Annotated in this window: 25 protein-coding genes; 17 read left to right on the top strand and 8 right to left on the bottom strand. The window is 38.9% G+C overall.

All coding sequences use genetic code 11. The annotated features are described in order from the left end of the window. Nucleotides 1-44: 44 nt before the first annotated feature. Genes ALPR1_RS17525 through kduI form a run of 4 tightly spaced genes read right to left on the bottom strand, consistent with a single transcriptional unit; the run spans nucleotide 45 to nucleotide 4,210 of the window. On the bottom strand, nucleotides 45-1,448 hold the full coding sequence (locus ALPR1_RS17525) for a tagaturonate reductase (protein WP_008202693.1): 1,404 nt from the start codon (nucleotides 1,446-1,448) through the stop codon (nucleotides 45-47). A 14-nt stretch (nucleotides 1,449-1,462) separates the two neighbouring features. Continuing rightward, the gene (locus ALPR1_RS17520) at nucleotides 1,463-2,527 is read right to left on the bottom strand and encodes a LacI family DNA-binding transcriptional regulator (protein ID WP_008202691.1); all 1,065 of its coding nucleotides are present in this window, start codon (nucleotides 2,525-2,527) and stop codon (nucleotides 1,463-1,465) included. Nucleotides 2,528-2,580: 53 nt separating this feature from the next. Next, complete coding sequence (locus ALPR1_RS17515) at nucleotides 2,581-3,369, bottom strand: gluconate 5-dehydrogenase (RefSeq protein ID WP_008202689.1); 789 nt, start codon at nucleotides 3,367-3,369, stop codon at nucleotides 2,581-2,583. A 1-nt stretch (nucleotide 3,370) separates the two neighbouring features. Beyond that, nucleotides 3,371-4,210 (bottom strand): 5-dehydro-4-deoxy-D-glucuronate isomerase, encoded by an 840-nt coding sequence (gene kduI, locus ALPR1_RS17510; protein ID WP_008202687.1) that lies wholly within the window; start codon nucleotides 4,208-4,210, stop codon nucleotides 3,371-3,373. A gap of 291 nt (nucleotides 4,211-4,501) precedes the next feature. Between kduI and ALPR1_RS17505 the strand changes: the two genes are divergently transcribed. The 10 genes from ALPR1_RS17505 to ALPR1_RS17460 all read left to right on the top strand — a co-directional run bounded on the left by ALPR1_RS17505 (nucleotide 4,502) and on the right by ALPR1_RS17460 (nucleotide 12,993). Further along, on the top strand, nucleotides 4,502-6,175 hold the full coding sequence (locus tag ALPR1_RS17505) for a glycoside hydrolase family 28 protein (RefSeq protein ID WP_008202684.1): 1,674 nt from the start codon (nucleotides 4,502-4,504) through the stop codon (nucleotides 6,173-6,175). Nucleotides 6,176-6,177: 2 nt separating this feature from the next. Then, nucleotides 6,178-6,936, top strand: coding sequence for a rhamnogalacturonan acetylesterase (locus ALPR1_RS17500; protein ID WP_008202683.1), 759 nt, complete (start codon nucleotides 6,178-6,180; stop codon nucleotides 6,934-6,936). A gap of 105 nt (nucleotides 6,937-7,041) precedes the next feature. Beyond that, nucleotides 7,042-7,425 (top strand): VOC family protein, encoded by a 384-nt coding sequence (locus tag ALPR1_RS17495; RefSeq protein ID WP_008202681.1) that lies wholly within the window; start codon nucleotides 7,042-7,044, stop codon nucleotides 7,423-7,425. 13 nt (nucleotides 7,426-7,438) lie between these two features. Beyond that, a complete protein-coding gene (yiaK, locus tag ALPR1_RS17490; RefSeq protein ID WP_153231836.1) occupies nucleotides 7,439-8,452 on the top strand; it encodes a 3-dehydro-L-gulonate 2-dehydrogenase in 1,014 nt (337 codons plus the stop codon). After that, nucleotides 8,449-9,498, top strand: a complete 1,050-nt coding sequence (locus ALPR1_RS17485; protein WP_008202676.1) for a Gfo/Idh/MocA family protein — start codon at nucleotides 8,449-8,451, stop codon at nucleotides 9,496-9,498. The genes yiaK and ALPR1_RS17485 overlap by 4 nt, the downstream gene beginning before the upstream one ends. Before the next feature lie 126 nt (nucleotides 9,499-9,624). Next, nucleotides 9,625-10,611 (top strand): TRAP transporter substrate-binding protein, encoded by a 987-nt coding sequence (locus ALPR1_RS17480; protein WP_008202674.1) that lies wholly within the window; start codon nucleotides 9,625-9,627, stop codon nucleotides 10,609-10,611. 24 nt (nucleotides 10,612-10,635) lie between these two features. Continuing rightward, entirely contained in the window at nucleotides 10,636-11,127 is a 492-nt protein-coding gene (locus tag ALPR1_RS17475; protein ID WP_008202672.1) for a TRAP transporter small permease, read from the top strand. Next, the gene (locus tag ALPR1_RS17470; protein WP_008202670.1) at nucleotides 11,127-12,422 is read left to right on the top strand and encodes a TRAP transporter large permease; all 1,296 of its coding nucleotides are present in this window, start codon (nucleotides 11,127-11,129) and stop codon (nucleotides 12,420-12,422) included. The genes ALPR1_RS17475 and ALPR1_RS17470 overlap by 1 nt, the downstream gene beginning before the upstream one ends. A 110-nt stretch (nucleotides 12,423-12,532) precedes the next feature. Then, the gene (locus ALPR1_RS17465) at nucleotides 12,533-12,730 is read left to right on the top strand and encodes a hypothetical protein (RefSeq protein WP_008202668.1); all 198 of its coding nucleotides are present in this window, start codon (nucleotides 12,533-12,535) and stop codon (nucleotides 12,728-12,730) included. Continuing rightward, on the top strand, nucleotides 12,727-12,993 hold the full coding sequence (locus ALPR1_RS17460; protein ID WP_008202667.1) for a type II toxin-antitoxin system RelE family toxin: 267 nt from the start codon (nucleotides 12,727-12,729) through the stop codon (nucleotides 12,991-12,993). The genes ALPR1_RS17465 and ALPR1_RS17460 overlap by 4 nt, the downstream gene beginning before the upstream one ends. An 18-nt stretch (nucleotides 12,994-13,011) precedes the next feature. On the opposite strand, the gene ALPR1_RS17455 is transcribed toward ALPR1_RS17460, so the two are convergent. After that, a complete protein-coding gene (locus ALPR1_RS17455; protein ID WP_008202666.1) occupies nucleotides 13,012-14,643 on the bottom strand; it encodes an ABC-F family ATP-binding cassette domain-containing protein in 1,632 nt (543 codons plus the stop codon). Between the two features lie 171 nt (nucleotides 14,644-14,814). Here ALPR1_RS17455 and ALPR1_RS17450 point away from each other — a divergent pair, with 171 nt between their 5' ends. Further along, on the top strand, nucleotides 14,815-15,237 hold the full coding sequence (locus ALPR1_RS17450) for a hypothetical protein (RefSeq protein ID WP_008202664.1): 423 nt from the start codon (nucleotides 14,815-14,817) through the stop codon (nucleotides 15,235-15,237). A gap of 125 nt (nucleotides 15,238-15,362) precedes the next feature. Here the strand turns inward: ALPR1_RS17450 and sucD are convergent, their stop codons facing one another. After that, nucleotides 15,363-16,244, bottom strand: coding sequence for a succinate--CoA ligase subunit alpha (gene sucD / locus ALPR1_RS17445; RefSeq protein ID WP_008202663.1), 882 nt, complete (start codon nucleotides 16,242-16,244; stop codon nucleotides 15,363-15,365). 129 nt (nucleotides 16,245-16,373) lie between these two features. Here sucD and ALPR1_RS17440 point away from each other — a divergent pair, with 129 nt between their 5' ends. From ALPR1_RS17440 to ALPR1_RS17420, 5 genes are read left to right on the top strand one after another with little or no spacing between them, the layout of a single operon-like run. Next, nucleotides 16,374-19,796, top strand: a complete 3,423-nt coding sequence (locus ALPR1_RS17440; protein ID WP_008202662.1) for a sensor histidine kinase — start codon at nucleotides 16,374-16,376, stop codon at nucleotides 19,794-19,796. Nucleotides 19,797-19,850: 54 nt separating this feature from the next. Next, a complete protein-coding gene (locus tag ALPR1_RS17435) occupies nucleotides 19,851-21,026 on the top strand; it encodes a hybrid sensor histidine kinase/response regulator (protein WP_008202661.1) in 1,176 nt (391 codons plus the stop codon). A gap of 1 nt (nucleotide 21,027) precedes the next feature. After that, a complete protein-coding gene (locus ALPR1_RS17430; protein WP_008202659.1) occupies nucleotides 21,028-21,660 on the top strand; it encodes an ABC transporter ATP-binding protein in 633 nt (210 codons plus the stop codon). Beyond that, on the top strand, nucleotides 21,657-22,901 hold the full coding sequence (locus tag ALPR1_RS17425; protein WP_008202656.1) for an ABC transporter permease: 1,245 nt from the start codon (nucleotides 21,657-21,659) through the stop codon (nucleotides 22,899-22,901). Before ALPR1_RS17430 ends, ALPR1_RS17425 begins: the two co-directional genes overlap by 4 nt. Before the next feature lie 30 nt (nucleotides 22,902-22,931). Continuing rightward, on the top strand, nucleotides 22,932-23,372 hold the full coding sequence (locus tag ALPR1_RS17420; protein WP_040303862.1) for a hypothetical protein: 441 nt from the start codon (nucleotides 22,932-22,934) through the stop codon (nucleotides 23,370-23,372). A 130-nt stretch (nucleotides 23,373-23,502) separates the two neighbouring features. Here ALPR1_RS17420 and ALPR1_RS17415 read toward each other — a convergent pair whose 3' ends face one another. Beyond that, nucleotides 23,503-24,336, bottom strand: a complete 834-nt coding sequence (locus tag ALPR1_RS17415; RefSeq protein ID WP_008202654.1) for an aminotransferase class IV — start codon at nucleotides 24,334-24,336, stop codon at nucleotides 23,503-23,505. Between the two features lie 127 nt (nucleotides 24,337-24,463). On the opposite strand from ALPR1_RS17415, the gene ALPR1_RS17410 reads away from it, so the two are divergent. Further along, on the top strand, nucleotides 24,464-24,886 hold the full coding sequence (locus ALPR1_RS17410; protein WP_008202653.1) for a hypothetical protein: 423 nt from the start codon (nucleotides 24,464-24,466) through the stop codon (nucleotides 24,884-24,886). Here ALPR1_RS17410 and ALPR1_RS17405 read toward each other — a convergent pair. Beyond that, nucleotides 24,883-25,332 (bottom strand): c-type cytochrome, encoded by a 450-nt coding sequence (locus tag ALPR1_RS17405; RefSeq protein WP_008202652.1) that lies wholly within the window; start codon nucleotides 25,330-25,332, stop codon nucleotides 24,883-24,885. The genes ALPR1_RS17410 and ALPR1_RS17405 overlap by 4 nt on opposite strands.

Genomic DNA, 25,332 nt, shown 5'->3' with positions numbered 1-25,332 from the left:
TTTCCTTTTCTTTTTTAAATCTGCAGAATTGACCTTTGATAAATCTATGCCTGTAAAAGTTCATCAACCGCTTTTGATACTGCTTCGACCAAGCCTTCATGTTCCCTGAGGTCTTCTCCCCAATAGGATCTTTCGCTTAATAATTTCTCTACTGTTTCCTTGGTAGACCCAAGTTCCCAAGCGGCTTTGAATTCAGCCATGATCGATGGATTATCATTTACTGGAGTTTCTACCCCTTTGTACTCTCCTTTATAAAAGACCAAAAGAGCAGCAAAAGCAAGGGTTAATTTTTCTGGCCACAGATTTTTGGATTCATAATATTCGAGTAGAGAAGGGAGTACCCTTACTTTGAATTTTGAGATACTATTAAGAGCGATGGATTTTAATTCATGGACTATGAATGGATTGGCAAAGCGCTCCAAAACATCGTTTGCAAACTTTTCCAATTCATCTTTAGGCATGTCCAGTGTTGGGATGATTTCATTAAAAATCACCTCTCTCATAAATTTCCCGATTACAGGATCTTCCACTGCTTCGCGTACAGTTCGGATTCCAGTTAGATAAGCATAAGGAACCATAGAGGTATGCCCTCCATTAAGGATTCTTACTTTTCGGGTTCTGAATGGCGTCAGGTCTTTGACAAATAGCACATCTAATCCTGCTCTGTCCAAAGGAAATTCCTCCTTGACATGTTCAGGACCTTCGATCGCCCAGAAGTGGAAAGGCTCTGCCATTACCGCCAGTTTATCCTCAAAGCCAATACGCTCCTGAATTTCCTGGATGCTGTCTTTGGGGAATCCCGGGACAATCCTGTCCACCAGTGTATTACAAAAAGTACATGCTGAAAAGAGCCACTCTGTAAATGCTTTTGGCAATTTCCAAAGGCTTGCGTATTGGTCTATGCAAGTTCTAAGTGTGATTCCGTTATCCTCTATTAATTCACAGGGGATAAAAATCAATCCTTTGGAAGGGTCACCTTGAAAATGTAAAAAACGGCGATAGAGTAATGCCGCAACTTTCCCAGGAAATGAACTCGGTAACTCATCTGGATTAATATCTGTAGAATCAAATTGAATACCTGATTCGGTAGTATTGGAAATAATAAACCTTAAGTCTGGATTTTCTGCCAGCTTCAAATAGGTATTGAAATCTTCATTTGGGTTACTAATGCCATGGATACAAGTAATGAGTTTGGCCTCATCCACTTGTTTACCTTCTTTCAATCCTCTAATCAAAACATGGAATAGGCAGTCCTGCTCAATCATTTTAGGATCTGCCACAGGAGAGTGTACCTGAACTACCTGAATATTTCCGTTAAAAACACCTTTTTCATTTGCCTCCTCTACCATGTAATCCGTGAATCCACGAAGGAAATTTCCATTCCCAAATTGGAGAATTTTAACAGGTCTTTCCTGCCTAGAAACAAAAGATTTTGAGAGAGTTTTCATGTTGTTTGTAAAAATTAGGTGGCTTGTAAGTCCGTTAATGCTTGACTACAATTAGGCTTAGAAACTTGGGATGAGCCTCTAATAATTAATTCTGGTTTTAATATGGTTTTGCGTGCGATCGCTTCTGTGCCTCCATTGTTTAGTAATTCAAAAAAAGTTTCTGCAGCTAATTTCCCCATGGGGATACTTTTTTGATCTACGGAGGTGATCCCAGGCTCAGTGAAAGAGGTAAAAGGCTCATTTCCAAAACCCGCTAATTTCACCTGCTCAGGGATTTTAAAATTATTTTCTTTCAGCACTTGCATAGCCCCCATGATAGCATAATCGGAGGAGGAAAAAACTCCATCAAAAGGAATGTTTTTGTGGAGGATAGAATTCATGCTGGACTTCCCGTCTTCCAATTGCATGTTGCTGAAAACGACCAACTCGGGATCTAAATCAATTCCATGATCTTTTAAGGCATCTTCATATCCGCGCAATCTTTCTTTGTAAATGTTGATTCTTTGGGAGCTGGTGAAGTGAACAATTCTCGAACAACCATTTTTTATTAAATGCTCGACTGTTTGGTAGGCCCCCAGATAATCATCAATAACCACCTGGCTTACTTCTAAATCGTTGGTTATTCTGTCAAACAAGACAAGTGGAATCCCTCTTTTCATCACTTTTTCGAAATGATCAAAATTCTCGGTCGTTTTGCCTATAGAAGCTAAGATGCCATCTACTCTGGCATTGAGCAATGCTTCGACAGTTTGAACTTCCTTTTCAAACTCATCATAGGATTGGGAAATAATAATCTTATAATTAAGGCTGTTTGCAATCTCTTCAATTCCTCGAATGACAGAAGAAAAGAAGTTTCTATTGGCAGTTGGAACAATTACTCCGATTAGCCTGCTTTTACCACTTCGTAAGGCTGAGGCAATGTGGTTTGGCTGGTAGTTGAGTTGTTTGGCAACTTTCAGTACTTTTTTCTTTGTTGCATCCGATATCCTAGGGTTGTTGTTTAATGCCCTGGACACGGTGCTAGCAGTAATATTTAGTTTCTCTGCTATGTCATGTATGGTGGCTTTTCCTTTTTTCATTACAAGGGGTTATTTGGGTATATTGTTCCATTACTTGGATTTTTAAGGTTATTTTATTCTCCATTGGGTTTTCCTATTGTTGCCAAAATTCCTCCGTCGACATAGATTATTTGACCGTTGACGAAGTCGCTAGCCGGGCTCGCTAAAAAAACGGCTGCACCACCTAAATCTTCTGGCTTTCCCCACCTTGAAGCGGGAGTTCTATTGATGATGAACTCATTGAATGGGTGTCCATCTACTCGAATCGGAGCTGTTTGATCAGTAGCAAAATATCCGGGTCCGATTCCATTGACTTGAATGTTAAATTTGGCCCATTCAGTAGCTAAATTTTTGGTAAGCATTTTCAATCCGCCCTTTGCAGCAGCATATGCACTTACAGTGTCTCTACCCAATTCACTCATCATGGAGCAAATATTAATAATTTTACCACCGGAATTTCTGGATATCATAGAATTGGCAATTCGCTGGGAAACGATAAAAGGTGATACCAGATCTATATCTATAATTTTTCTGAAATCTTTGGGTGCCATCTCCAGGGCAGGAGTTCTTTGAATCATGCCTGCATTGTTAACCAAGATATCTATTGGCGCTATTTCGGTTTCAATTTTTGAAATGGCCGAGTCAACTGCCTTTTCATCACTTACATCAAAAAGATAGGGGTGGGCTTTAATTCCTTCTGAAGCATAGGCTTTGATAGCGGATTCCATCTTTGCTGGGGTATGACCATTGACCACTAGCCTAGCACCATAAAAAGCTAATGCTTTTGCCATTGCCATGCCAAGACCATGTGTAGCTCCTGTGACTAATGCGGTTTTTCCAGAAAGGTCAAAACTTGGAGTCATTTTATTTTAAATCAGAGGGGTTGACGGTGTCCATGTCTCCATAGTTCATATTCTCTCCTGCCATTCCCCAGATAAATGTGTAATTGGATGTTCCGGCACCACTGTGAATAGACCAAGGTGGGGAAATGATAGCTTGATGATTTTTTAGCCAAATATGTCTTGTCTCATCCGGCTGCCCCATGTAATGGGAAACCACGTTTTCATCTTTCAAGTCAAAGTAAAAGTAGGCTTCCATCCTTCGGTCATGCGTATGTGCTGGCATGGTATTCCATACGGAGCCTGGCTTAAGTTCAGTCATTCCCATCTGCAGTTGACAAGTTTTTACCACTGAATTGACCAATAGCTTGTAAATGGTTCTGTGATTAGAGTTTTCCAAAGAGCCTAGTGTAACGACCTCCGCATCTTCTCTAGAAACCTTGGTTGTAGGATAGTTTTTATGTGCTGGGGCAGAATTGAAATACAAAAAAGTTTTTCCTTCTTTGGAAGGATTAAAAATTACGTTTGAAATTCCTTTTCCTATGTAAAGCGCTTCTTTATGGTCTATGCTGTAGACTGTTCCGTCCACTTCAATAGTAGTTTTTGCTCCCACATTAATGATCCCAATCTCTCTTCTCTCTAAAAATGTTTCGGCTTTTAACTGGCCCACTGCTTCTAATTGCAAAGGTTTATCTACAGGGTGAATGCCGCCTACAATAAGTCTGTCTTCTAATGAGTAAACACCTGATATGTTATTAGTTACAAAAAGATCTTCTATCAAAAAATTGTTTCGTATTTCCTTCGTGCCGTATGACTTGAAGTCCTCTGGATGCGAAGAATAACGTGTTTTAATAGTGATATTCATAGTGAATAAATGTAATCGTTTGCGCAATATACTTCTATTTAAGAAGAAAATAAAGTCAGTATTATTTCTGTAATATTGAAATAATTGGTATTAATACTTGTTAAAACATATAAATAATTTCACTTTCTATTTCTAGTTCAGAATGCCTATTTATTTTATATTGGAATGGTTTTGCTGATAAAAGCAATCGATTGCACCAATCTTTTTTGACATGTGAAATTCTACATTTCCTAGGAAGAGAAATTACTGTTAGAAAAGGAGAGTTGATACGTTAATAATAGACCCGAAAATATGAAGACCAACTTAGTAGTTTGGATTGCTGTGCTTTTTATGGGAATTCAGACCCATAAAGGTTTTGCTCAAGAATCGCTTGAGACAATTTATGATGGGGTAGAATTTGATATGCCCAAAGTGAAAGAGACCAGCTTTCCGGATTTTGAGAAAAGCATTATGGAATATGGGGCAGTTGGAGATGGCTTGACAAATAATTCCCAAGCATTCAAAGCTGCAATTGAAGAAGTCTCAAATCAAGGAGGAGGCAAAGTGCTCGTACCAAGAGGGATTTGGTTAACAGGTCCAATTACCTTATTGGATAATGTAAACTTGCATTTGGAGGATGGATCTCTAATCACATTCAGCAAAAACAAGGATGAATATCCCCTGGTGGAAACCAGTTTTGAAGGCCTAAATACATTTAGATGCCTTTCTCCAATCAATGCTTACCGTGTTGAAAATATCGCCATCACTGGAAATGGTACTATAGATGGTAGTGGTGAAGCTTGGCGTGCTGTGAAAAGGAGTAAAATGACGGATTCTCAGTGGAATGAATTAGTTAGTTCTGGTGGTATTGTGGTTGGAACAAACTGGTTTCCCTCTCAATCATTTTTAGATGGACATAATGCCAGTAGCAGCTTCAATGTCCCTGATGTTACGGATAGAAAGGAACTTGAAAAAATGAAGGATTTTCTACGTCCAGTAATGGTCAGTATCAGGGAAAGTAAACGAGTACTTTTAGATGGGCCAACATTCCAGAATTCACCTGCATGGAATATTCATCCTTTGATGAGTGAGGATGTGATTATCCGGAATCTTACGGTAAGAAATCCCTGGTTTTCTCAAAATGGAGATGGCTTAGATCTTGAATCATGTAAGAATGTCTTGATCTATAACAATACCTTTGATGTAGGAGATGATGCCATTTGTTTTAAATCTGGAAAAGATAGCGATGGCCGGGAAAGGGGGATGCCCACAGAAAATGTCATTGTCAAAAACAACATTGTGTATCATGGACATGGGGGATTCACTGTAGGCAGTGAAATGTCAGGTGGGATTAAAAACGTTCATGTTTCCAACTGTACATTTATGGGAACTGATGTTGGCTTACGTTTTAAAAGTACCAGAGGAAGGGGAGGCGTGGTAGAAAATATATGGATTTCAAAAATCAATATGATTAATATACCCGCAGAAGCCATTCGATTTAATATGTTTTATAGCGGAAATGCACCGGTCCTAGAAGAAGATCAAAATGCAGAAGATGAGGCTAGAAAAGAAGAACTGGCTCCAGTGACCGAGGAAACTCCTTCTTTCAGGAATATTTTCATGAAAGATATTCAAGTCACAGGTTCGGGTGTGGCTGCATTTTTTATGGGCTTGCCCGAGATGAAATTGCAGAATGTGAAATTGGAAAATGCCGTCCTAAATGCTGAAAAAGGGATTACTGCGATTGATGCAGCGGGACTTGAATTGATGAATGTTAATATTTCGGGTACTCAGGAAATCCCGTTAACCCTATACAATAGCCAAAACATTAAAGTGAGCGGGATCAATTATGAGGAAAATGGAAAAGCAGCGGTGAGGATTTTGGGCAATTCGGAAAATATTCAGTTAGATAAGGCTGATTTTAAAAACCTAGAAAAAATTTCCAAAGGAAAGGGTGTTTCTGAGGAGTCAGTAAAAGTAAATTAAGAATGAAAACTATTTTCTTGTTATTAACAACAGTTTGTTTGGCTATTCTTACTCTGATTCCAAAAATTGGAGAGAAAGATGAAATCACTTTTTTTCTTGTTGGGGATTCCACGATGGCTGATAAACCGTATGCAGGTAGCAACCCAGAAAAAGGATGGGGACAAGTTTTTCCACTCTATTTCAAGGAAGGAATCCGATTTGAAAATCATGCTAAGAATGGCAGAAGCGCGAAGAGTTTTAGAGATGAAGGCAGATGGGATGTAGTGATGAAAAGCCTCAAGCCAGGTGATTATGTGCTAATTGAATTTGCCCATAATGATCAGAAAATCAATAAGGAGGATAAGGATGCCTATGCAGATTCAAGTTTTAGGGAAAATTTGACAAGGTTTATTGTAGAAGTGAGGGAAAAGAAAGGAAACCCAGTCCTTGCTACCCCGATTTCCAGAAGAAGCTTTGATGAGAACCAAGTTTTGATTGATTCACATGGTCGCTACTCTGAGGTAGTTAGAGAAGTTGCCGCTCAAATGCAGGTCCCTTTATTCGAACTTCATAAAAAGACTGTTGCGCTTATCGAGCAATTTGGATTTGAAAAATCCAAGGAATTATTTCTTCACTATAGACCGGGAGACTATTCAGTTTTTCCAGAAGGAAAGGAAGACAATACTCACCTTTCTCCCACAGGAGCTTTTAAAGTATGTGATCTTGCCGTTGAGGAATTGAAAAGAGAACTTCCAGAATTAGAAAAGTTTCTAAAAGAATGATGAAAATTGGGAAAGAAGAAGGCTTCCTGTTCATCACATATATAATATATTTTTCAGACCTGATCATTACCTTGAAGGTTAGTAGAAGTAAATAAAAAACTTAAAATGAAATTTGAACACTTCGCAATAAATGTCCCGGATGCTAAAGCAGTTTCTGACTGGTATGAAAAGTACCTTGGCCTTTCAGTAAAAAAGAAAATGGCTGAATCGCCCAATATGACTTTCCTTGCAGATGACAGTGGGACGGTGATGCTTGAAATTTATAATAACCCCAAAGGAGAAACTTTGAGTTTTGATCAATTGCATCCACTTGCAGTTCACCTTGCTTTAGTTTCCAGCGACCCCACAGCAGACAAAGCTCGATTAATAGAAGCTGGTGCTACAGAATTTTCCGATGATATTTTACCTGACGGTTCTCATCTTGTCATGCTAAGAGATCCATGGGGGATATGTCTTCAGCTTTGCAAAAGAGCCGTTCCAATGATTTAATCGAATGAATTTAATGGAAGACCTTAGAATACCTTATCAAGAAATTGCTAGCCAGCTGGAGAAGCAATTGCTGAAATTTGGTTTTGAATCCGAAGCAGCAAACAAATGTGCAGCTCTATTTGCAAAAACTGACCTGGACGGGGTGCGTTCTCATGGCGTTAACCGATTTCCTTTGTTTATTGATTTTATCAAAAAAGGTTTAGTAAACCCTTCAGCATCCCCAAAAATTGAAAGTAGTCTGGGGGTTTTTGAACGCTATGATGGGCAATTGGGGCCGGGTAATCTCAATGCCTCGTTTGCGATGTCCAGAGCTATTGAAATCTCATCTGAATTCGGGATAGGTTGTGTGGCTTTAAAAAACACAAACCATTGGATGCGTGGTGGGACCTATGGCTGGCAGGCTGTTGAATCAGGGAAAATTGGTCTTTGCTTCACTAATACCAAAGCCAACATGCCTGCTTGGGGAGGAAGTGAACCGAAGTTGGGAAACAATCCCTTGATAATTGCCATCCCTAGGAAAAATGGCCCCGTGATTTTGGATATGGCGATGTCTCAGTTTGCCTATGGAAAGTTGGCAAATTATGCAAGATCAGAAATGAATGCACCTTATCCGGCAGGTTTTGATGAGGATGGCGAATTGACAACTGACCCCAAGCCCATTATAAAAAATGAGATGGCCTTACCAGCAGGAATGTGGAAAGGAGCTGGTTTGTCATTGGTAATAGATATGCTAGCAGCGCTACTTTCTGGGGGTGATAGCACGCATCAGGTAAATAAAACGGGGACAGAAATCGGGCTATCCCAAGTTTTTCTATGCTTTGATCCAAAGAAGTTGGAATTGGAGGCTTGGTTTGACGAAACCTGTGATAAGATTATTGAGGATTTAAAGACCTCATCAGTTTTTGAAGGGCAAAAAGTTTTTTATCCTGGGGAAAGTGTATTGAGAAACCGAAAAGAGAATCTGGAAAAAGGTGTTCCAGTAAATAAGCGTATTTGGAATCAGATTTTAAATGAATTGGAAAAATGAAAAAGTACGGAATAGGAATCATTGGAACCGGATCGATTGCAGTCAAACAAGCCCAGGCAATCAGAGAGCTAAAAAACGCATCTTTAGTTGGGCTGTTTAACCCAAATCCCCAGAGCGCCGCTTCGGCGAAAAAATCATTTAATGAACCAGTATTTTCGAATTTGAATGAATTTCTATCTATTCCGGAATTGGATGTTCTGTGCATTTGTACTCCCAGTGGAATGCATTTAGAACCTGGGATAGCCGGGGCTAAAGCTGGAAAGCATATCATGGTGGAAAAGCCTATCGAAATAAATTTGAACCGAACTGATCAACTGATCCAAAGCTGTGAGGAAAATGCAGTACAACTTGCCGTGATCTTCCAAAATCGATTTTCAGAAGATTATAAAAAGCTAAAAAGAGAAGTGGATAAGGGAACCTTTGGAAGGTTATTGATGGGGAATGCTTATGTGAATTGGTTTCGTGATGAGGCTTATTATGGGACTAGCAAGTGGAAAGGTACGCTGAAAGGCGATGGTGGTGGAGCTTTGATAAATCAAGGTATTCATACCATAGATTTACTTTTGGACTTAATGGGAGATGTATCTGCGGTCTATGGGCAGGTACAATCTACTTTATATGATATCGAAGGGGAAGATCTTGGAGCGGCAGTCGTGAATTTTAAAAATGGATCCATAGGAAATATTACCGCAGCTACAGCGCTTTACCCCGGATATCCAGAAAGGATTGAATTATTTGGAACAAAAGGAAGTGCGATTTTGGAAGCTGGGAAACTTGTGGAGTGGAATCTTCGAGGAGTGGAAAATGTAGAGATTCAAAAAGAAGCTAGTTCAGGTTCAGGATCATCAGACCCCAATGCCATTGGCTATCAGCTGCATTTGGAGCAATGGCAGTTGTTTTTAGAGGCTATCGACAAAAAACAAACTCCTGTAGTTGATGGGAAAACAGCTCGAAAATCTGTGGAATTAATCAGGGCAATTTACCTATCCTCCAAGCAAAATCAGAAAATTGAATTCCCTTTCAAGGATGATTTTTTTCAAGTTTAAGTGAAATGAAGAATTTGCTATAAATATTCCGTTGAACTCAATTTTTAAATCGATTCCGTAATTCTTCCAGTATCTAAGTCAGGAAAAGACTATTATTGTTATTTAACGACCAGTTAAGATAAACCCATGAAAAGAACTCTTCTTTACCTTATTTTATTCGTCTTTTTAGGTGTTTTCCCCATTTCCTGTAACTCCCCACTTAATGTGAAAATCATCAAGTTGGGGCATGGTTTAGGAGTAACTCACCCTGTACATGAGGCGATGCTTTTCCTTGCTAAAAAGGTGGAGGAAAAGTCCAATGGAGATATGATTGTGAAAGTCTACCCAAATCAGCAATTAGGAAGTGAGCGAGAGTTAGTGGAGCTTTTACAGATCGGTAGTCTGGGAATGACGAAAGTTTCTTCCGCAGCTTTGGAGGGCTTCGCACCTACCATGCAGGTTTTTGGAATGCCTTATTTATTCAGAGATGATGAGCACCAGAAAAAAGTGCTCCAGGGCGAGATTGGTAAAAAACTTCTCATGGATCCTCAAAAATATTTACTTAGAGGATTGTGCTATTATGATTCTGGCAAAAGGAGCTTTTATACCAAAGATAAGCCTGTGGAAACCCCAGCAGACTTAGAAGGACTCAAAATTCGTGTGATGGAAAGTAATACGGCTTCTAATATGGTGAAAAGCTTAGGGGGATCTCCAACACCGGTTTCTTATGGTGAGCTTTATACGGCTTTACAACAGGGAATTGTCGACGGTGCTGAAAACAATGCCCCAAGTCTTTATACCTCCAAGCATTACGAAGTATGTAAATTTTATAGCATTGATGAGCATACAGCTCTTCCTGATGTCATGATAGTAAGTACCAAAGTTTGGGAAAGCCTCTCTGAACAAGAGCAGCAATGGCTACAGGAAGCAGCAGATGAATCTGCTACTTACGAATATAAGATTTGGGCTGAATCTACTGCGGAATCTCTTCGAGAGCTAGAGAAAGCGGGAGTAACCATTTCTTACCCAGACAAGGAGCCGTTTCGTGAGGCTGTAGAGTCCATGTATACGGATCTGAAGACGCAGCAACCAGAGATCTATAAAATTGTAGAAGAAATTAGAGCAGTTAAATAACGAATAACCCAACGTATCAATCCTATGTTTTCATCCCAATCCAAGCTGTATCTGGATAAATGGATTTCACATCTCCTGATATTCCTGATGGCACTAATGGTACTGAATGTTACCTGGCAGGTAGTTTCTCGCTATGTATTCCAAGATCCTAGTTCATTTACCGATGAACTGTCACGATATATGTTGATATGGGTGGGGATGCTAGGAGCAGCTTATGTGGCAGGGAAAAATGATCATTTGGCGATTGATATACTTTTGACCAAAATCAACGAGAAAGCCCAGGATAAATTAATGATTCTGATCAATTGCTGCATCCTGGTATTCGCCTTGGTGGTTATGGTTATCGGGGGAGCAAATCTAGTTTACCTCACTTTTATTTTAGAGCAGAAGTCAGCAACTCTTCAAATACCTCTTGCTTTTATTTATGGGATCATTCCTTTCAGTGGACTGCTGGTGATTTATTACCAACTGGTTTCTATTAAATTTTTGTTGAAAACTGTTAAAACTGCTGTGTAATGGAGGTTTTGAGCGTATTGATTTTAGTGATTTCTTTCCTTTTTTTCTTGGGAATAGGTGTTCCGGTAGCTTGGAGTCTTGGACTTTCAAGTATGTTGACTCTGATGGTGACTGTTCAAACACTTCCGGCAATTACTACCATTGCACAAAGAATGGGGACAGGTCTGGATAGTTTTTCATTACTAGCCATACCCTTCTTTATCTTAGCTGGAGAGCTTATGAACCGAGGTGGGATTGCGAATAGGTTGATAGAGTTTGCAAAAGCCCTTACAGGGAGATTGCCTGGAGGATTATTGCATGTAAATGTCATTGCGGCGATGCTGATGGGAGCTATTGCCGGATCGGCAGTAGCAGCAGCCTCTTCTATGGGAGGTATTTTGGGAAAGAGAATGGAGAAAGAGGGATATCCAAAAGAATTGGGAGCAGCAGTAAACATTACTTCTTCTACGACGGGATTGATTATCCCACCTTCCAATGTACTGATCGTTTACTCTCTAGCCTCAGGCGGAGTTTCTGTGGCAGCTTTGTTTGTGGCAGGCTATTTACCAGGTTTTTTGGTAGGGCTCATGCTTATGATTACTGCAGCTATAATGGTAAAAATCAAAAAGCTTCCAGCCGGTGAGGGATCTTCCATAGGCCATATGTTAAAGACCTTTTGGAGAGCTATTCCAAGTTTATTTTTATTGATAGTCGTGATAGGAGGTATCATCGGAGGAGTATTTACAGCCACTGAAGCCTCAGCAATTGCAGTAATCTATTCCTTGGGATTATCCATGATTTATAGGGAGCTGAAAGTGAAAGACCTTCCTTCCGTATTATTAAAATCTGCCGAAACTACTGCAGTGGTCATGCTTTTGATTGCTACATCCATGGCCATGTCTTGGGTAATGTCCAGTGAGGAGATCCCTCAAAATATTTCCAATGCCCTTCTTGGGTTAAGTGACAATATTTTTGTGATCCTGATCATGATCAATATGCTGTTGTTATTTGTCGGGATTTTCATGGATATGACTCCAGCGGTATTGATTTTTACTCCAATTTTCCTTCCAGTTGTGACAGCTTTGGGAGTAGACCCCGTTCATTTTGGAATCATGATGGTATTGAATTTATGTATCGGCCTATGTACACCTCCAGTGGGGTCGATTTTATTCATTGGAGTTGGGGTGGCAAACACCACAATTCAAAAAATCCTCAAACCTATGTTGCCTTTTTACGCAGCTATGGTTTTGGCCTTAATCTTGATAATGCTCTTTCCTGAGATTACTTTATGGCTTCCAAGGGTATTTGGAGTATAAAATCTGAAAAATCGCGTTTAAATGCAGAAAAATTCTTGAATAGGCTTAAGAAATCCCTCCAAATAGAATATTCCTAATTTGTCGGTATAATATTTGAAGCGAATCCCCTCATGGATTCGATTTTAGTAAACCCCAAAAATGAGAAGGAACTCAAGTTTATTGCTGAGTTATTGGGAAAGATGGGGACTACCTACAAGGTGCTTACTTCAGAGGAAAAAGAAGATTTAGGATTATCTCATTTAATGGTGAATGTCAATGCCAAAAAAGAGGTGCCTAAAAAGGAGGTATTAAAGAAGTTACAGCAATGAAAGTCCGTTTCCTAAATTCTTTTCTGCAAGACCTGGATCTTATTTCTGACCAGAAGGAGAAAGAGGCAATTCTAAAAGTCATTGATACTTGTGAAAAAGCAAAATTTTTATCACAGTTGGCAAGCTTGAAAAAACTTCCAGGCTTCAAAAATGTGTTCAGGATCAAAGATAAGAATTACCGTATTGGCCTGTATATAGAAATCAACGAGCTTGTATTCGCTAGAATTTCGCATAAAGCGGAGCTATACAAGATGTTTCCTTAGAAATAGGTAAAGAAGTGTTTACCTCTCTACCTCTTTCAAGTTCTCGATTTTCTTATTTCTCAAGAAGCCATTGATGTCTTCAAAGTGCTCTTTGACGCGCTTATTACCGAATTCAAATACCTTGGTTACCAAACCATCCAGGAAATCTCTATCATGAGAAACTACGATTAAAGTACCATCAAAAGCCTTCAGGGCATCTTTGATAATATCCTTGGTTTTCATATCCAGGTGGTTGGTAGGTTCATCGAGAATCAACAAATTGACCGGTTCCAAAAGTAGCTTGATCATTGCGAGACGGGTCTTTTCACCACCAGAAAGGACTTTTACTTTTTTGTTAATATCATCCCCTTTAAACATAAAGGCACCCAAAATATCCTTAACTTTCGTACGAACTTCCCCAACAGCGATATGATCGATCGTTTCGAAAATTGTCAGGCTTTCATCGAGAAGAGAAGCTTGGTTTTGAGCGAAATAGCCAATCATGGCGTTGTGTCCCAATTCACATTTGCCTTCATAATCGATTTCTCCCATGATTGCTTTGATCATGGTAGATTTACCTTCCCCGTTTTTACCTACAAAGGATACTTTCTGCCCTTGTTCTATGGTCATGGAGGCATTTTTGAAAACCACATGATCTCCATAGGATTTACTCATTTCATCCACGATCACGGGATATTTCCCTGATCTCGGGGAAGGAGGGAAGCGCAATTTTAAAGTGGAGGTATCCACTTCGTCCACTTCGATGATCTCCATTTTCTCCAGCATTTTCACGCGGGATTGAACCTGAAGTGTTTTGGAATAGGTGCCTTTGAAACGGTCGATAAAAGCTTGGATATCTGCTATCGTTGCCTGTTGCTCTTCGTATTGTTTTTGTTGCTGCTCCCGGCGCTCTTTTCTTAGCTCCAGGTAGTGGCTGTATTTCGCTTTGTAGTCATAAATACGACCCATGGTTACCTCGATGGTTCTAGAGGTAATATTGTCTACAAAAGCTCTATCGTGGGAAATTACTACTACAGCTTTGGCTTTATTTAACAAGAAGTCTTCCAGCCACTGAATGGACTCAATATCCAAGTGGTTGGTAGGCTCATCCAAAAGGATCAAATCAGGCTTTTGCAATAGTATTTTGGCGAGCTCAATTCGCATTCTCCAGCCACCTGAAAACTCAGATGTGGAGCGAGTTAAATCTGTTCGTTCAAAACCCAGTCCCAGCAAAACTTTCTCAACTTCCGCTTCATAATTTACCTCTTCGATCGCATAAAACTTTTCGCTCAGTTCAGAAACTTGTTCGATTAGTTTGTAGTAAGCGTCAGATTCATAGTCTGTTCGAACGGTCAGTTCCTCATTGATGCGATCAATCTCCGTCTTCATGTTCAGGTAGCTTGCAAAAGCTTTGGAAGTCTCTTCCATGACGCTACAATCATCCGAAATCAATAAATGCTGCGGTAAGTAAGCCACCACAAAATCCTTTGGCGCAGAGACCGAGCCTGAACTTGGTTTTGTTTCACCAGCAATGATTTTAAGTAAGGTAGATTTTCCTGCTCCGTTTTTTCCCATCAAGGCGATTTTATCTGTTTCATTGATGGCAAAGGAAATATTACTAAAGAGTGTAGAGCCGCTATGGACAACTGCTACATTATCTACTGAAATCATATTTATCTGAATTGAAGCGGCAAAGGTAAGGAATTGAAGATTGAAATAACTTATTCGCCGTGGCGAATTGGAAGGTTTGAAAATTGAAAAATTGAGTTTATTAAGTTTATTTTAAACTAAATTGTTAAATATTTCTAATAGTTCTAGTTTTGGATTAAAAAAACAGGTCTTATGAAGATTTTCTTTTTACTTATTCTACTAAACCTTTTTTATGCTGAAGACCCTATTCAAGGAAAGTGGAAATTGCAATCTTATGAAGCTTTTTTGAATATTATGAAATCGGAAAGTTTTCAAAGTGAAACCCAATCCCGTCAAAATGAAGTTTCTAAGGACTTTCAATTTGCAATAGATAATACCTTTTATGAGTTCAATGAGGATTCTGTATATTTCACTGATGCAGGAGCTGGGATAGTTAAGGAAAAGAGAGGACGTTGGATAATTAAAAATGACACACTAACGATGCTAGAAACAGGAAAAGTAAAAGCAAATAGGTTTTTGATTGAGAAGTTAGGGAGTAAGGAGCTAAGGATGAGGCTTTTATTTCTGGAAGGGTTTATTGCGAAAAGTGAATTAGTATTTGTCAAAATGGACTGATAAACTGCTAATAAATATCTTTAATCTATGTCTTGATACTTGGGTCTAACATCTTGTTTCCAAAAAACAAAAAACCGCTCCGAACTTAATCGAAGCGGTTTTCAAAATCTTATATCTTATATCACTTAAGCATCCACACCCAAGGCTTTTGCCATGGTAGCACCGATCTCCGCTGGAGAATCAGCTACGTGAATACCATTTTCTCTCATAATTCTCATTTTAGCTTCTGCAGTATCGTCAGCTCCACCGATGATGGCACCTGCGTGACCCATTCTTCTTCCTGGAGGTGCTGTCTGTCCAGCGATGAACCCTACTACTGGTTTCTTGTTTCCAGTTTCACGGATCCATTTCGCAGCTTCAGCTTCATAGTTACCACCGATTTCACCGATCATAACGATAGCATCAGTCTCAGGATCTTCCATTAGCAACTGAACAGCCTGCTTGGTAGAAGTTCCGATGATAGGGTCACCACCGATTCCGATTGCGGTAGAAACGCCTAAGCCAGCCTTTGCCACTTGGTCAGCAGCTTCGTAAGTCAAAGTTCCAGACTTAGAAACGATTCCGATTCTACCTTGCTTGAATACAAATCCTGGCATGATACCTACTTTCGCTTCTCCAGGAGTGATCACACCTGGGCAGTTTGGACCGATCAAGGTTGCACCTCTCTCGATGATATATGGTTTTGCCTTCATCATATCCGCTACAGGAATACCTTCCGTAATAGCGATGATTACTTTGATTCCAGCTTCTGCAGCTTCCATAATCGCATCCGCTGCAAATGCAGGTGGTACAAAAATAATGGAAGTATCAGCGCCAGTCGTTTGAACGGCTTCTTCTACAGAGTTGAACACTGGTTTTTCCAAATGGGTTGAACCTCCTTTTCCTGGAGTAACACCACCGACTACGTTTGTTCCGTACTCGATCATTTGCTGTGCATGAAAAGAACCCTCAGACCCGGTGAATCCTTGAACGATCACCTTGGAATTTTTATTTACTAATACACTCATGATGCGATTTCTAAAGTTTGGCACAAAATTAAAAGAATCAGGTCGCTGTCAAAAGAAATAGATAACAATCTCTCATGAATTTACTGACGAAATACTTTTTATATCTTAGAGCCAAAGTAAGTCTTAATAATGAGAATAGTTGCCACAATCTTTTTTTGTTTCGGATTGGCTATTTCTGGGTATACACAGAATTTTAAATATGACCCCCAACCAAAAGGGGTGGAGTTGCCCGTTCAGAATGTCATTCAAATCGAACAAGATACCTTGGGAAGAATGTGGTTTTCCACTTCATTAGGTATTTTCTATTCCGATGGAATTGAAACTTATCCGTTACCGGATACCATCCAAGAGGAGTTTAATAATCAAATCGCTATTCATAGAGGCGGAGATGGCCACATGTGGATTTATAATGCCTCAGGTCAACCCAAACTAGCAAAAGGCGGATATGGCAATTGGGAGTTCATTGATTTGGGTACCAATATCAGTGATAAATTGAGTAATAAAATTACTTTTCAAACCATTGGGAAAGGGAATAATAAAAAGTATTTTCTTGATACTGGCTATCAATTGATTTTCTGGGAAGAAAATGGACCAATCGGTCAATTGGATAGGGACATGGAAGTCTTCGGAATGATGACATCTGCCAATTCTTATGATGGTGTTGATTACTTAGAGTTTACGAAAGGTGTCTTTCTATTAAATGATGGAAGAATGGAAAAAGCCCAATTAAGTGGTATTCCTTTGCCTACTCCACCATTAATGATGAAAAAAAATGAGGCAGATGGGAATTATTATTTTTTGGGTAAAGATTATTTGGCTAAAGGGAAAGAGCCTTTAGTTCCAACAGAGTTTGTCGCTAAAGACTTTTCGAAAGATCAATTTTTTGTTCAAGATTCCTATGATCTGTTCTTTCATCAAAAATCAGTGTTTTATCACTTTAATTCTCAGCTTTTTAAAGCGAGTGAAAAATTCAGCTTCCCCCTAATGATTGATTTAGAAGATGAGCTGAGAGCCTATTCTATAAATAGCGCTTTGATGGATCGAGAAGGAATCCTATGGGTGGGAACAAGCAGGGGGCTTGTGAATTTCAACAGTTTGGTGTTCCAGAATTATGGCCTTGGTCAAACTTCCTTGATGTCAGAAGAAATAACCGCGATTGGTAATATTGGAAATGGAGAGTACCTATTTGGTTTTAATAATGGGGTTCAAAAATATTCTAGGTTATCAGTGGAAACTATTTTCCGAGATTCAAACCCTGAAGGAAATCCCACAGATAGAATCGTGAATTTTTCTAACGATGGAAAAGGGAATGTTTGGTTTTCTAGTAATTGGGCAGGTGTTGGCAGGTATGCTATAGGAACAGGAAAAGTTGAATTTTTTGAGCCAATTAATGAAGATAATATCTCCTCTGTGGTGGCAGAAAATGATACCTTGATTATCACTGGACCACAACATGTTTACATTTACCCTTTGAATGAACCAAGTTCGAAGATTTATTCGAATGACCTTAGATCAGAAGTTTTAGAGCTTCTGGGGCATGACTATTTTTATTTGAGGAAAACGGGGAAACTATCCGATGGAAGATATATGGTAATGAAAGCCAGTCGATTGGCTTCTGAAAAACCCGTTCATTTTAATGAAAAACTAATGATCGCGGATGGCTTTGATTTTTTAGAAGTGAGTCCTGATAGTATTCTTCTTGGGTCTCAAAAAGGGCTATATGTATTAACTGACCAAAAAGTAAAGCCTTTCGAATTAAATGGGAAAACGATCACAAGGCCCGTGTTTGGACTACTGAAAGACAGTAAAAAAAGGCTCTGGGTGGGTTCTGATGACGGAGTTTTTCTCATTGATGATAATGAAATTCTTCATTTCAATGAAAGAAACGGTTTGGTGGGAAATGAAACCAACAGGGGAGCATTGCTGGAAACAGGTTCAGGTAGAATAATGATTGGGACATTAAAGGGGTTTTCTTTGTTCTTTTCGGAAGAAGACTTTCCGGATCAAGGATCTCCTAATGTTTATTATCAACATTTGATTTCAGACAATGAGGTCATTTTGGAAGAGAAGGAATTCCCATCCACTCAAAATACCTTAGAGGTAAAATACAATGCCATTGGTTTTAACCAAGCCAGAGAGCTTTGGGTACATTACAAATTAAGCTCTGAGGACAATTGGAAGGTCATTAAAGACCCGAAAACCACCACTATATTTCTACCTAATTTGCCCTATGGCGATTATCAAATTGAGTTAATGGCTTCGTATGAAGGAGAACAGTCATCCGAAATCGTCAAATCCCAAAAGTTTTCCATTTCAAAACCGATTTACCTGAAGTTATGGTTTATCATATTATGTGTGATTTTACTAATTGCCTTGGGGATTCTGATCAATACTTTTTACAATCAGTTTAAAACTGTGGGGGTACTTCAAACCGCCTTTGCGAAAGAAAGTAAAGAAAAAGAGATCGCTGAAGTGCAGTTTAAAAATGTTTGGAGTAGTTCTAAAGATGGCTTGATTCTGACATTGGATGGAGAGAAGATTGTTACTGCAAATCCAAGTTTTGCCAACTTGGTAAAAAAGGATATCTCTGAACTTGAAAAATCCAATGTTGTAGATCTCTTCAGTGACAGAAGCTATTTTGATAAATATGTAAATTCCTTTGCGAGGAAAGTTATCAAAAAAAGTAGTGCCGGTTTAACTTTTGAAAATTCTGTGCCTTGGAAAACAGGTTCTGTGGAAATGGAAGTGTATTCAGTTTTGATCCAGGAAGATTTTCAGGGAAGAAACCTGATTTTAAGTGTGTTTAGAGATATCTCTTCCAAAAAAGCGATAGAACAAAAAATGCGGGATGCTAAGGAAAAAGCGGAGCAGGCAAATAGGTATAAGACGAGTATGTTGTCAAATATTAGCCATGAGATTAGAACTCCATTGAACGGCATTTTGGGAGGAACAGAACATATTATGATGATGAATCAGGACAATCCCATCCTGCTTTCTCAGCTGGATATTATCCAACAAAGTGGCGAAAGGTTGTTGAGTACCATCAATTCAATTTTGGACATGGCTAAAATTGAAGCTAATAAAATGCAAGTGGTTTATTCCGAGGCTGATATTAATGAGTTTTTAAAATCAGTCATTGCTCCACTCAAGAATCTGGCCTTGAAAAAGGGATTAAAACTACATACAGAATTTCTACAGGAATCATTTAAAGGGAATATCGATAAGAGATTCCTAGAAATGATCATTAATAACCTCGTCAGTAATGCCATCAAATACACTGATCAGGGAGGAATAAATGTGGCTGTAGATAAGAAAAAGAACAATTTGTTGATTTCTGTGGAAGACTCAGGAGTAGGGATGTCTGAGGAATTTTTAAATAAAGCTTTTCAGCCATTTGAGCAGGAAAGTACTGGAAATGACAGGCTTTATGAGGGAACAGGGCTTGGTCTTAATATTACTAAAAGCTTGATGGCATTACTTAATGGTGAGATCCATATCCAAAGCGTAAAGAATTCAGGTACTTTAGTTACCTTAGAAATACCCTTGACATAATATTTAATTTGTATTTTCAAACACTAAAAAAGTTTTTAACCCTTTCATTCACGAATGTTCAGTCTTAAAATACTCATCGTAGAAGATGATTCTGTTTCTGCTCTTTTGCTTCAAAGGGCTTTAGAAAAAAACAACCATGAGATCATTGGAATCGCTGATTCCGGAGAGAAAGCATTAGATATTTTAGAGGAGAATGTTGCTGACATTGTGATGATGGATATCAACCTTGCTGGAGAATTAGATGGGATCAAAACCACCGAAATAGTCAATGAAAAATATGACATTCCCGTGGTATATCTCAGTGCGAGCTCCGATGCAGATACACTCAATAAAGTCGTAGGAACCAATCCTAGTGCCTACGTGATCAAACCGTTCAATATTCGTGAATTGAATATGGTGATTGAGCTTGCGATTTTTAAGGATCGGAAGGAAAAGGAGCTTCAGAAGCTGAACAATGAGCTAGAAGAAAAGGTAAAGCAAAGAACAGCTGATTTACATGAAGCTAACAAGGAGTTGACCAAAGCATTAGAAAAGGAAAGAGAGATCAACGAACTGAAGTCAAGGATTGTGTTAAATGTGTCTCACGGATTTAAAACACCATTGACATCAATTTTGAGTTCCGCACAATTGTTACAGATTTATGCTGAAAGGGATCATCCTTTTAAAGTCAAAATTTCCAAGCATGCTTCCAAAATTGAAAACTCTGTCCGGGCATTAAATAATTTGTTGACAAGTGTATTGTTCTTTGGAAAAGCGGATGCTGATAAAGTAGAATACAAACCCAAGAAAATGTTTGTTGGGGCTTTTGTAAAAGAGGTCTTGGATACGGTAAGAGCAGGAATTGAAAACAAGGTGACGATTAAAGTTAGTCTTGGAAGTCTTCCCAAAACGGTAGTGTCTGATAGTGAGCTCCTTTACCAAGTGTTTGAGAATCTACTTTCCAATTCCGTCAAATACTCAAAAGACGGGCAAGTAGTCAACTTTACTTTGGATTATGTAGATGGGAAATTAGTAGGCTCGTTTACCGACTATGGAATTGGAATCCCAAAGAAGGAGCAAAGTCAGCTTTTCGATCGTTTTTTCAGAGCTCACAACGTAGGAATTAGAGAAGGATCAGGGCTTGGGTTGTCAATTGTCAAAAAATGTGTGGAGGTCTTAGGAGGGGAGATTACATTTGAAAGCGAAGAAAATAAGGGAACCACATTTTATGTGTCCATACCAGTAAAATAGTATGTTATTACAAACGAAAGGATTGGCCTTTACTCATCCAGGGCAAAAGACAATCCATTTTGAGGATATTGAAATTTCTGAAGGAGAAAGCTTACTTGTTTTAGGTAAATCCGGAAGTGGCAAAACGACCTTACTTAATTTACTTGCTGGATTAGCGAAACCTGATCAAGGGGAAGTGAAAGTAGATGGGAAGGTGCTTTCTTCCTTGTCTGGACAAAAGCTGGATCTTTTTCGAGGTCAAAATATTGGCATTGTTTTCCAAAAACCTCACCTAATTGCAGCTTTGAATGTGCTGGAAAATCTCCAGATGGCTAATTATTTTGGGAAGAAAAAGAATGGTCAGCTAGTACAGATCCTTCAGGACCTCGGTCTATCAGAAAAAAGAAAATCTTCCGTTCAGACCTTAAGTGAAGGGGAAGCTCAGCGAGTATCTATAGCAAGAGCTTTGGCGAACGAACCAAAATTGATTTTGGCCGATGAACCTACCTCAAGTCTGGATGATGTCAACACGGAAAAAGTTATCAAGTTACTTCAGAGTCAGGCAGAAAAAATCAATGCTGCTTTGATCATCGTAACCCATGATCAAAGGGTGAAAAATCATATTTCGAAATTTATTGAAGTAAAGGCCTCATGAATCTTTTTAAGCTTAGCTGGAAATATTTGACTTTTCGACCTTTGGCCACAGGACTCAATGTATTGCTTCTTGCTTTAGGTTTAGCCATCATCACAGTTTTGTTATTGATGCAGGAGCAGTTGGAAAAGAAAATGAATCAAGATGCAGAGGGGATAGATTTGGTAGTTGGAGCCAAAGGAAGTCCACTGCAATTGATACTTTCTGGGGTGTACCATATAGACTTTCCTACTGGAAATATCTCCCTTTCAGAAGCCCAAAATTTAACGCGAAATCGTTTGGTAAAAAATGCCATTCCCATGGCTTTAGGGGATAATTATCAGGGTTTTAGGATTGTAGGGACAAATTTAGACTACTTGGAATTGTACCAGGTGGAGTTTAATTCCGGAGGATCATGGACCAAACCTTTTGAAGTTGTTCTGGGCTCAGAAGTAGCCACCAAGCTGGGAGTAAAAGTTGGAGATGAATTTCTAGGCAGCCATGGTATCAGTGAAGGTAGCCATGATCATGATGCTAATTATTTCCACGTAACTGGGGTGCTTGCTCCAAAAGGAACGGTGGTAGACAGGTTGATTTTAACAAGTATTGAATCGGTTTGGTTGACACATGAAGAAGAGCATGAGGAAGATGAGGAAGTAGAACATCAGGAGCTAGCCAGTTCAGAAATCACTCTTCATGGACTCCCAAAAAGTGATGAGCCCAAAGAGATCACCAACTTATTGATCCAATATAGAAACCCGATGGCTGCTATTCAGTTGCCAAGGCTGGTTAATTCAAGAACCAATATGCAAGCAGCATCTCCTTCATTTGAAATGTCTCGATTATTTGAACTTTTAGGAGTTGGGATTAGTCTTTTAAGAGGCTTGGCTTTCGTTTTAATAGGGATTTCCGGGCTTGGAATATTTATTGCCTTGTACAATTCCCTGAAGGAAAGAAAATATGATTTAGCCATTTTGAGAGCAATTGGAGGGGCTAGGATTCAACTCTTGCAATTGATATTTCTAGAGGGCTTTGTGTTAACTTTGTTAGGCGCTTTGTTAGGAATCATTCTTGGTCATAGCTTTTTGGCTTTGCTGGTAAGTCAAAACCAAAGTGGCGTGATGGTAAGTATTCAACCTTGGTTGATGATCAAATCAGAACTTTGGGTGGTACTTTATGCGTTAGCAGTAGGAATACTCGCCTCTGTTATACCAGCTTTTGCAGCTTATCAAACAAGTATTGCAAAGCAACTTACAAAGGCGTAATTAGCGAATGAAATTAAAGGAGATATGAAAATGAGAGGGAAAATAGCTGTCTTAGCATTAGGTATGATAGCCTTGACCAGTCTAGGTGCAATGGCTCAGAGTAAAAATGTCTGGAAAAGTCTTTCCGAAGTTTCTTATAAAATCAGTGAAGACCAATTTGGAGAACTATATGTCCCCGTGTTTTCGGATGAATCCAAAAACTTGGAAGGTACGGTAGTGGAGGCAGATGGGTATATTATTCCTTTTGAAGGAATGTTTAAACCTGAACATATTATTTTATCCAGCCTACCTTTGGCGGAATGTTTCTTTTGTGGTTCGGGAGGACCAGAAACAGTCATGGAGGTAATGCTTACAGATCCTATTAAATATACCTCCAAGCGAGTGAAAGTTCGTGGTAAACTTGTTCTGAATGGAAAAGACCCCGAAAAGCTGATGTATATTCTTCAGGATGCGAAATTGATTTCAGAATAAAACGAGAGCTATCCTTTAGGAATTGTATCCTTATGACATGCAAATGGCGAAGAAATCTGTCCTAAGTAAGGCAGACTTCTTCGCCAATTTTTTTTCTTAAAAATCAACATATTTCGCTTGTGAAGTGGTTTTATAGGACTTTTGAGGAAGTCATTTGTTTTTCCAGTGCTCTGAATTTTTCTAGAATATCTAATGTGATAGGACCTGGTTTTCCAGTGCCTATGGTATGATCATCAATTTGGGTAACTGGCAGCAATACTTTGGTTGTACTACTGATAAAAGCTTCATCAGCTGCCAATGTTTCCTCCATGCTTAGTGGTCTTATTTCTACTTTATCTGCCAATTGCAGCACATGTTTTCTCGTAATACCCAAAAGAATGTTTTGGTCTGGCGTTATCAATACACCGTCTTTTACTATATAAAAGTTACTTCTGGAGCTTTCGCTTACTTGCCCATTGAGATGGTATAATACATCTTCGGCGCCCTCTTTTTTCCATCGGATGCTATCCCAGACTGCTAACGCATAATTGGTTGTCTTGATCTCGGCGATAGGACGTACATACTCCAGGCTAAGAAGTTTTATCCCGTTGTTGTATTTTTCCTCACTTGGGAATAGTAGCTCCTCCGGGAAAATAAAAAGTTTTCCGTCTGCTGGTGAAAAATGATTGTCCGAGAGCCCTCCGCTTAAAACCATTCGAAAACCACCTTGCTCCATGTCATTCTTATCTGTTAAATCAGAGATGATTTGTTTTAAATCTTCTCTGGAATAGGGCATAGGTAAGAAAGTTTTCTCAGCCGAACTCATGAACCTATCCAAGTAATGATCTAGAAAAAGCGGCTTATAGTTGACGGATCTAAAAAAATCAAAAATGCCATAACCTCTAATGATACCTAAATCCATAGGATGGATAATTGCATTTTTAGACTCGATAATTTGCCCATCGGCAAAACAAAATGGTTTCATATACTGGTGATTTATAAGGACATAAAAATACAGTTTAAAAATTTAAAAAAAGTAGATTTTACTATTACTTATTCCTTAGACTAAAACAAGAATAAATAGTACCTTTAAGGCTTAATTCTAATAAATCATGAAAAGACATATTCCATTTTTTGTTTTAGGGCTTATTATATTTCTTAGTTCTTGTGGGAATAGCCTTAAAGAAGAGAATGAATTAATGCGTCTGAAAATCATGGAAGTTCACGATGAGGTGATGCCATTAATGGGGAAGCTAAAAACTCTAGAGAGACAGGCAAATCTTGAAATCAAGTCTTTACAAGAAACGGAAGAGGCTGATTCTGCAAGAATTCAAGAGCTTAAATCACTTGCCTATGACTTGGATGCTACCTATGAAGGAATGTTTGACTGGATGCATCAATACGATATAGAAGATGGAGAAAGAACCCCTGAGGAATTGAAGGTTTATCTTGACGAACAGCTGATTAAAGCGACCGCAGTAAATGATGAATTTAAAGAGGTGTTAGGGAAAGCTGATGAAATCCTGAAAGATTAATTTTCAGGCGAATTTTTTAGATAATTTTCTACATCTGAAGAAGTGATTTTTCCTTCACTAAGTCCCCAAATATTATATAAATAGGTGCTTATTTGAGCAATATCCAAGGGGGTGAGCCTTGGGTTTGCAGGCATGTCTTGATTGAAAGTTTTGCCATTTACCTGGATTTCGCCCTTCTGGCCAAATTTCATGATCCGCACACTTCTGTGGATGCTTTCTTTGAAGTAGTCAGCATCTTTAAGCGGAGGGATTAAATTACCTAAACCTTCACCATTGCTTTGGTGACAGTTTGCGCAATGATTTTCGTATAGCGTTTTTCCTGCAATAGCATATTTCATGACTTCTGGATCCGAAATTTCTGCTAAAGGATTATTCTCTTTGGAAGATTTTGGAGCACAAGAGATCATGAAAGCAAGCAACCCAAACACCAGGATTTTTTGAATCAT

This window comes from Algoriphagus machipongonensis (genome assembly GCF_000166275.1).
Taxonomy (GTDB): domain Bacteria; phylum Bacteroidota; class Bacteroidia; order Cytophagales; family Cyclobacteriaceae; genus Algoriphagus; species Algoriphagus machipongonensis.
This window is presented reverse-complemented; position numbering and strand designations above follow the sequence as displayed.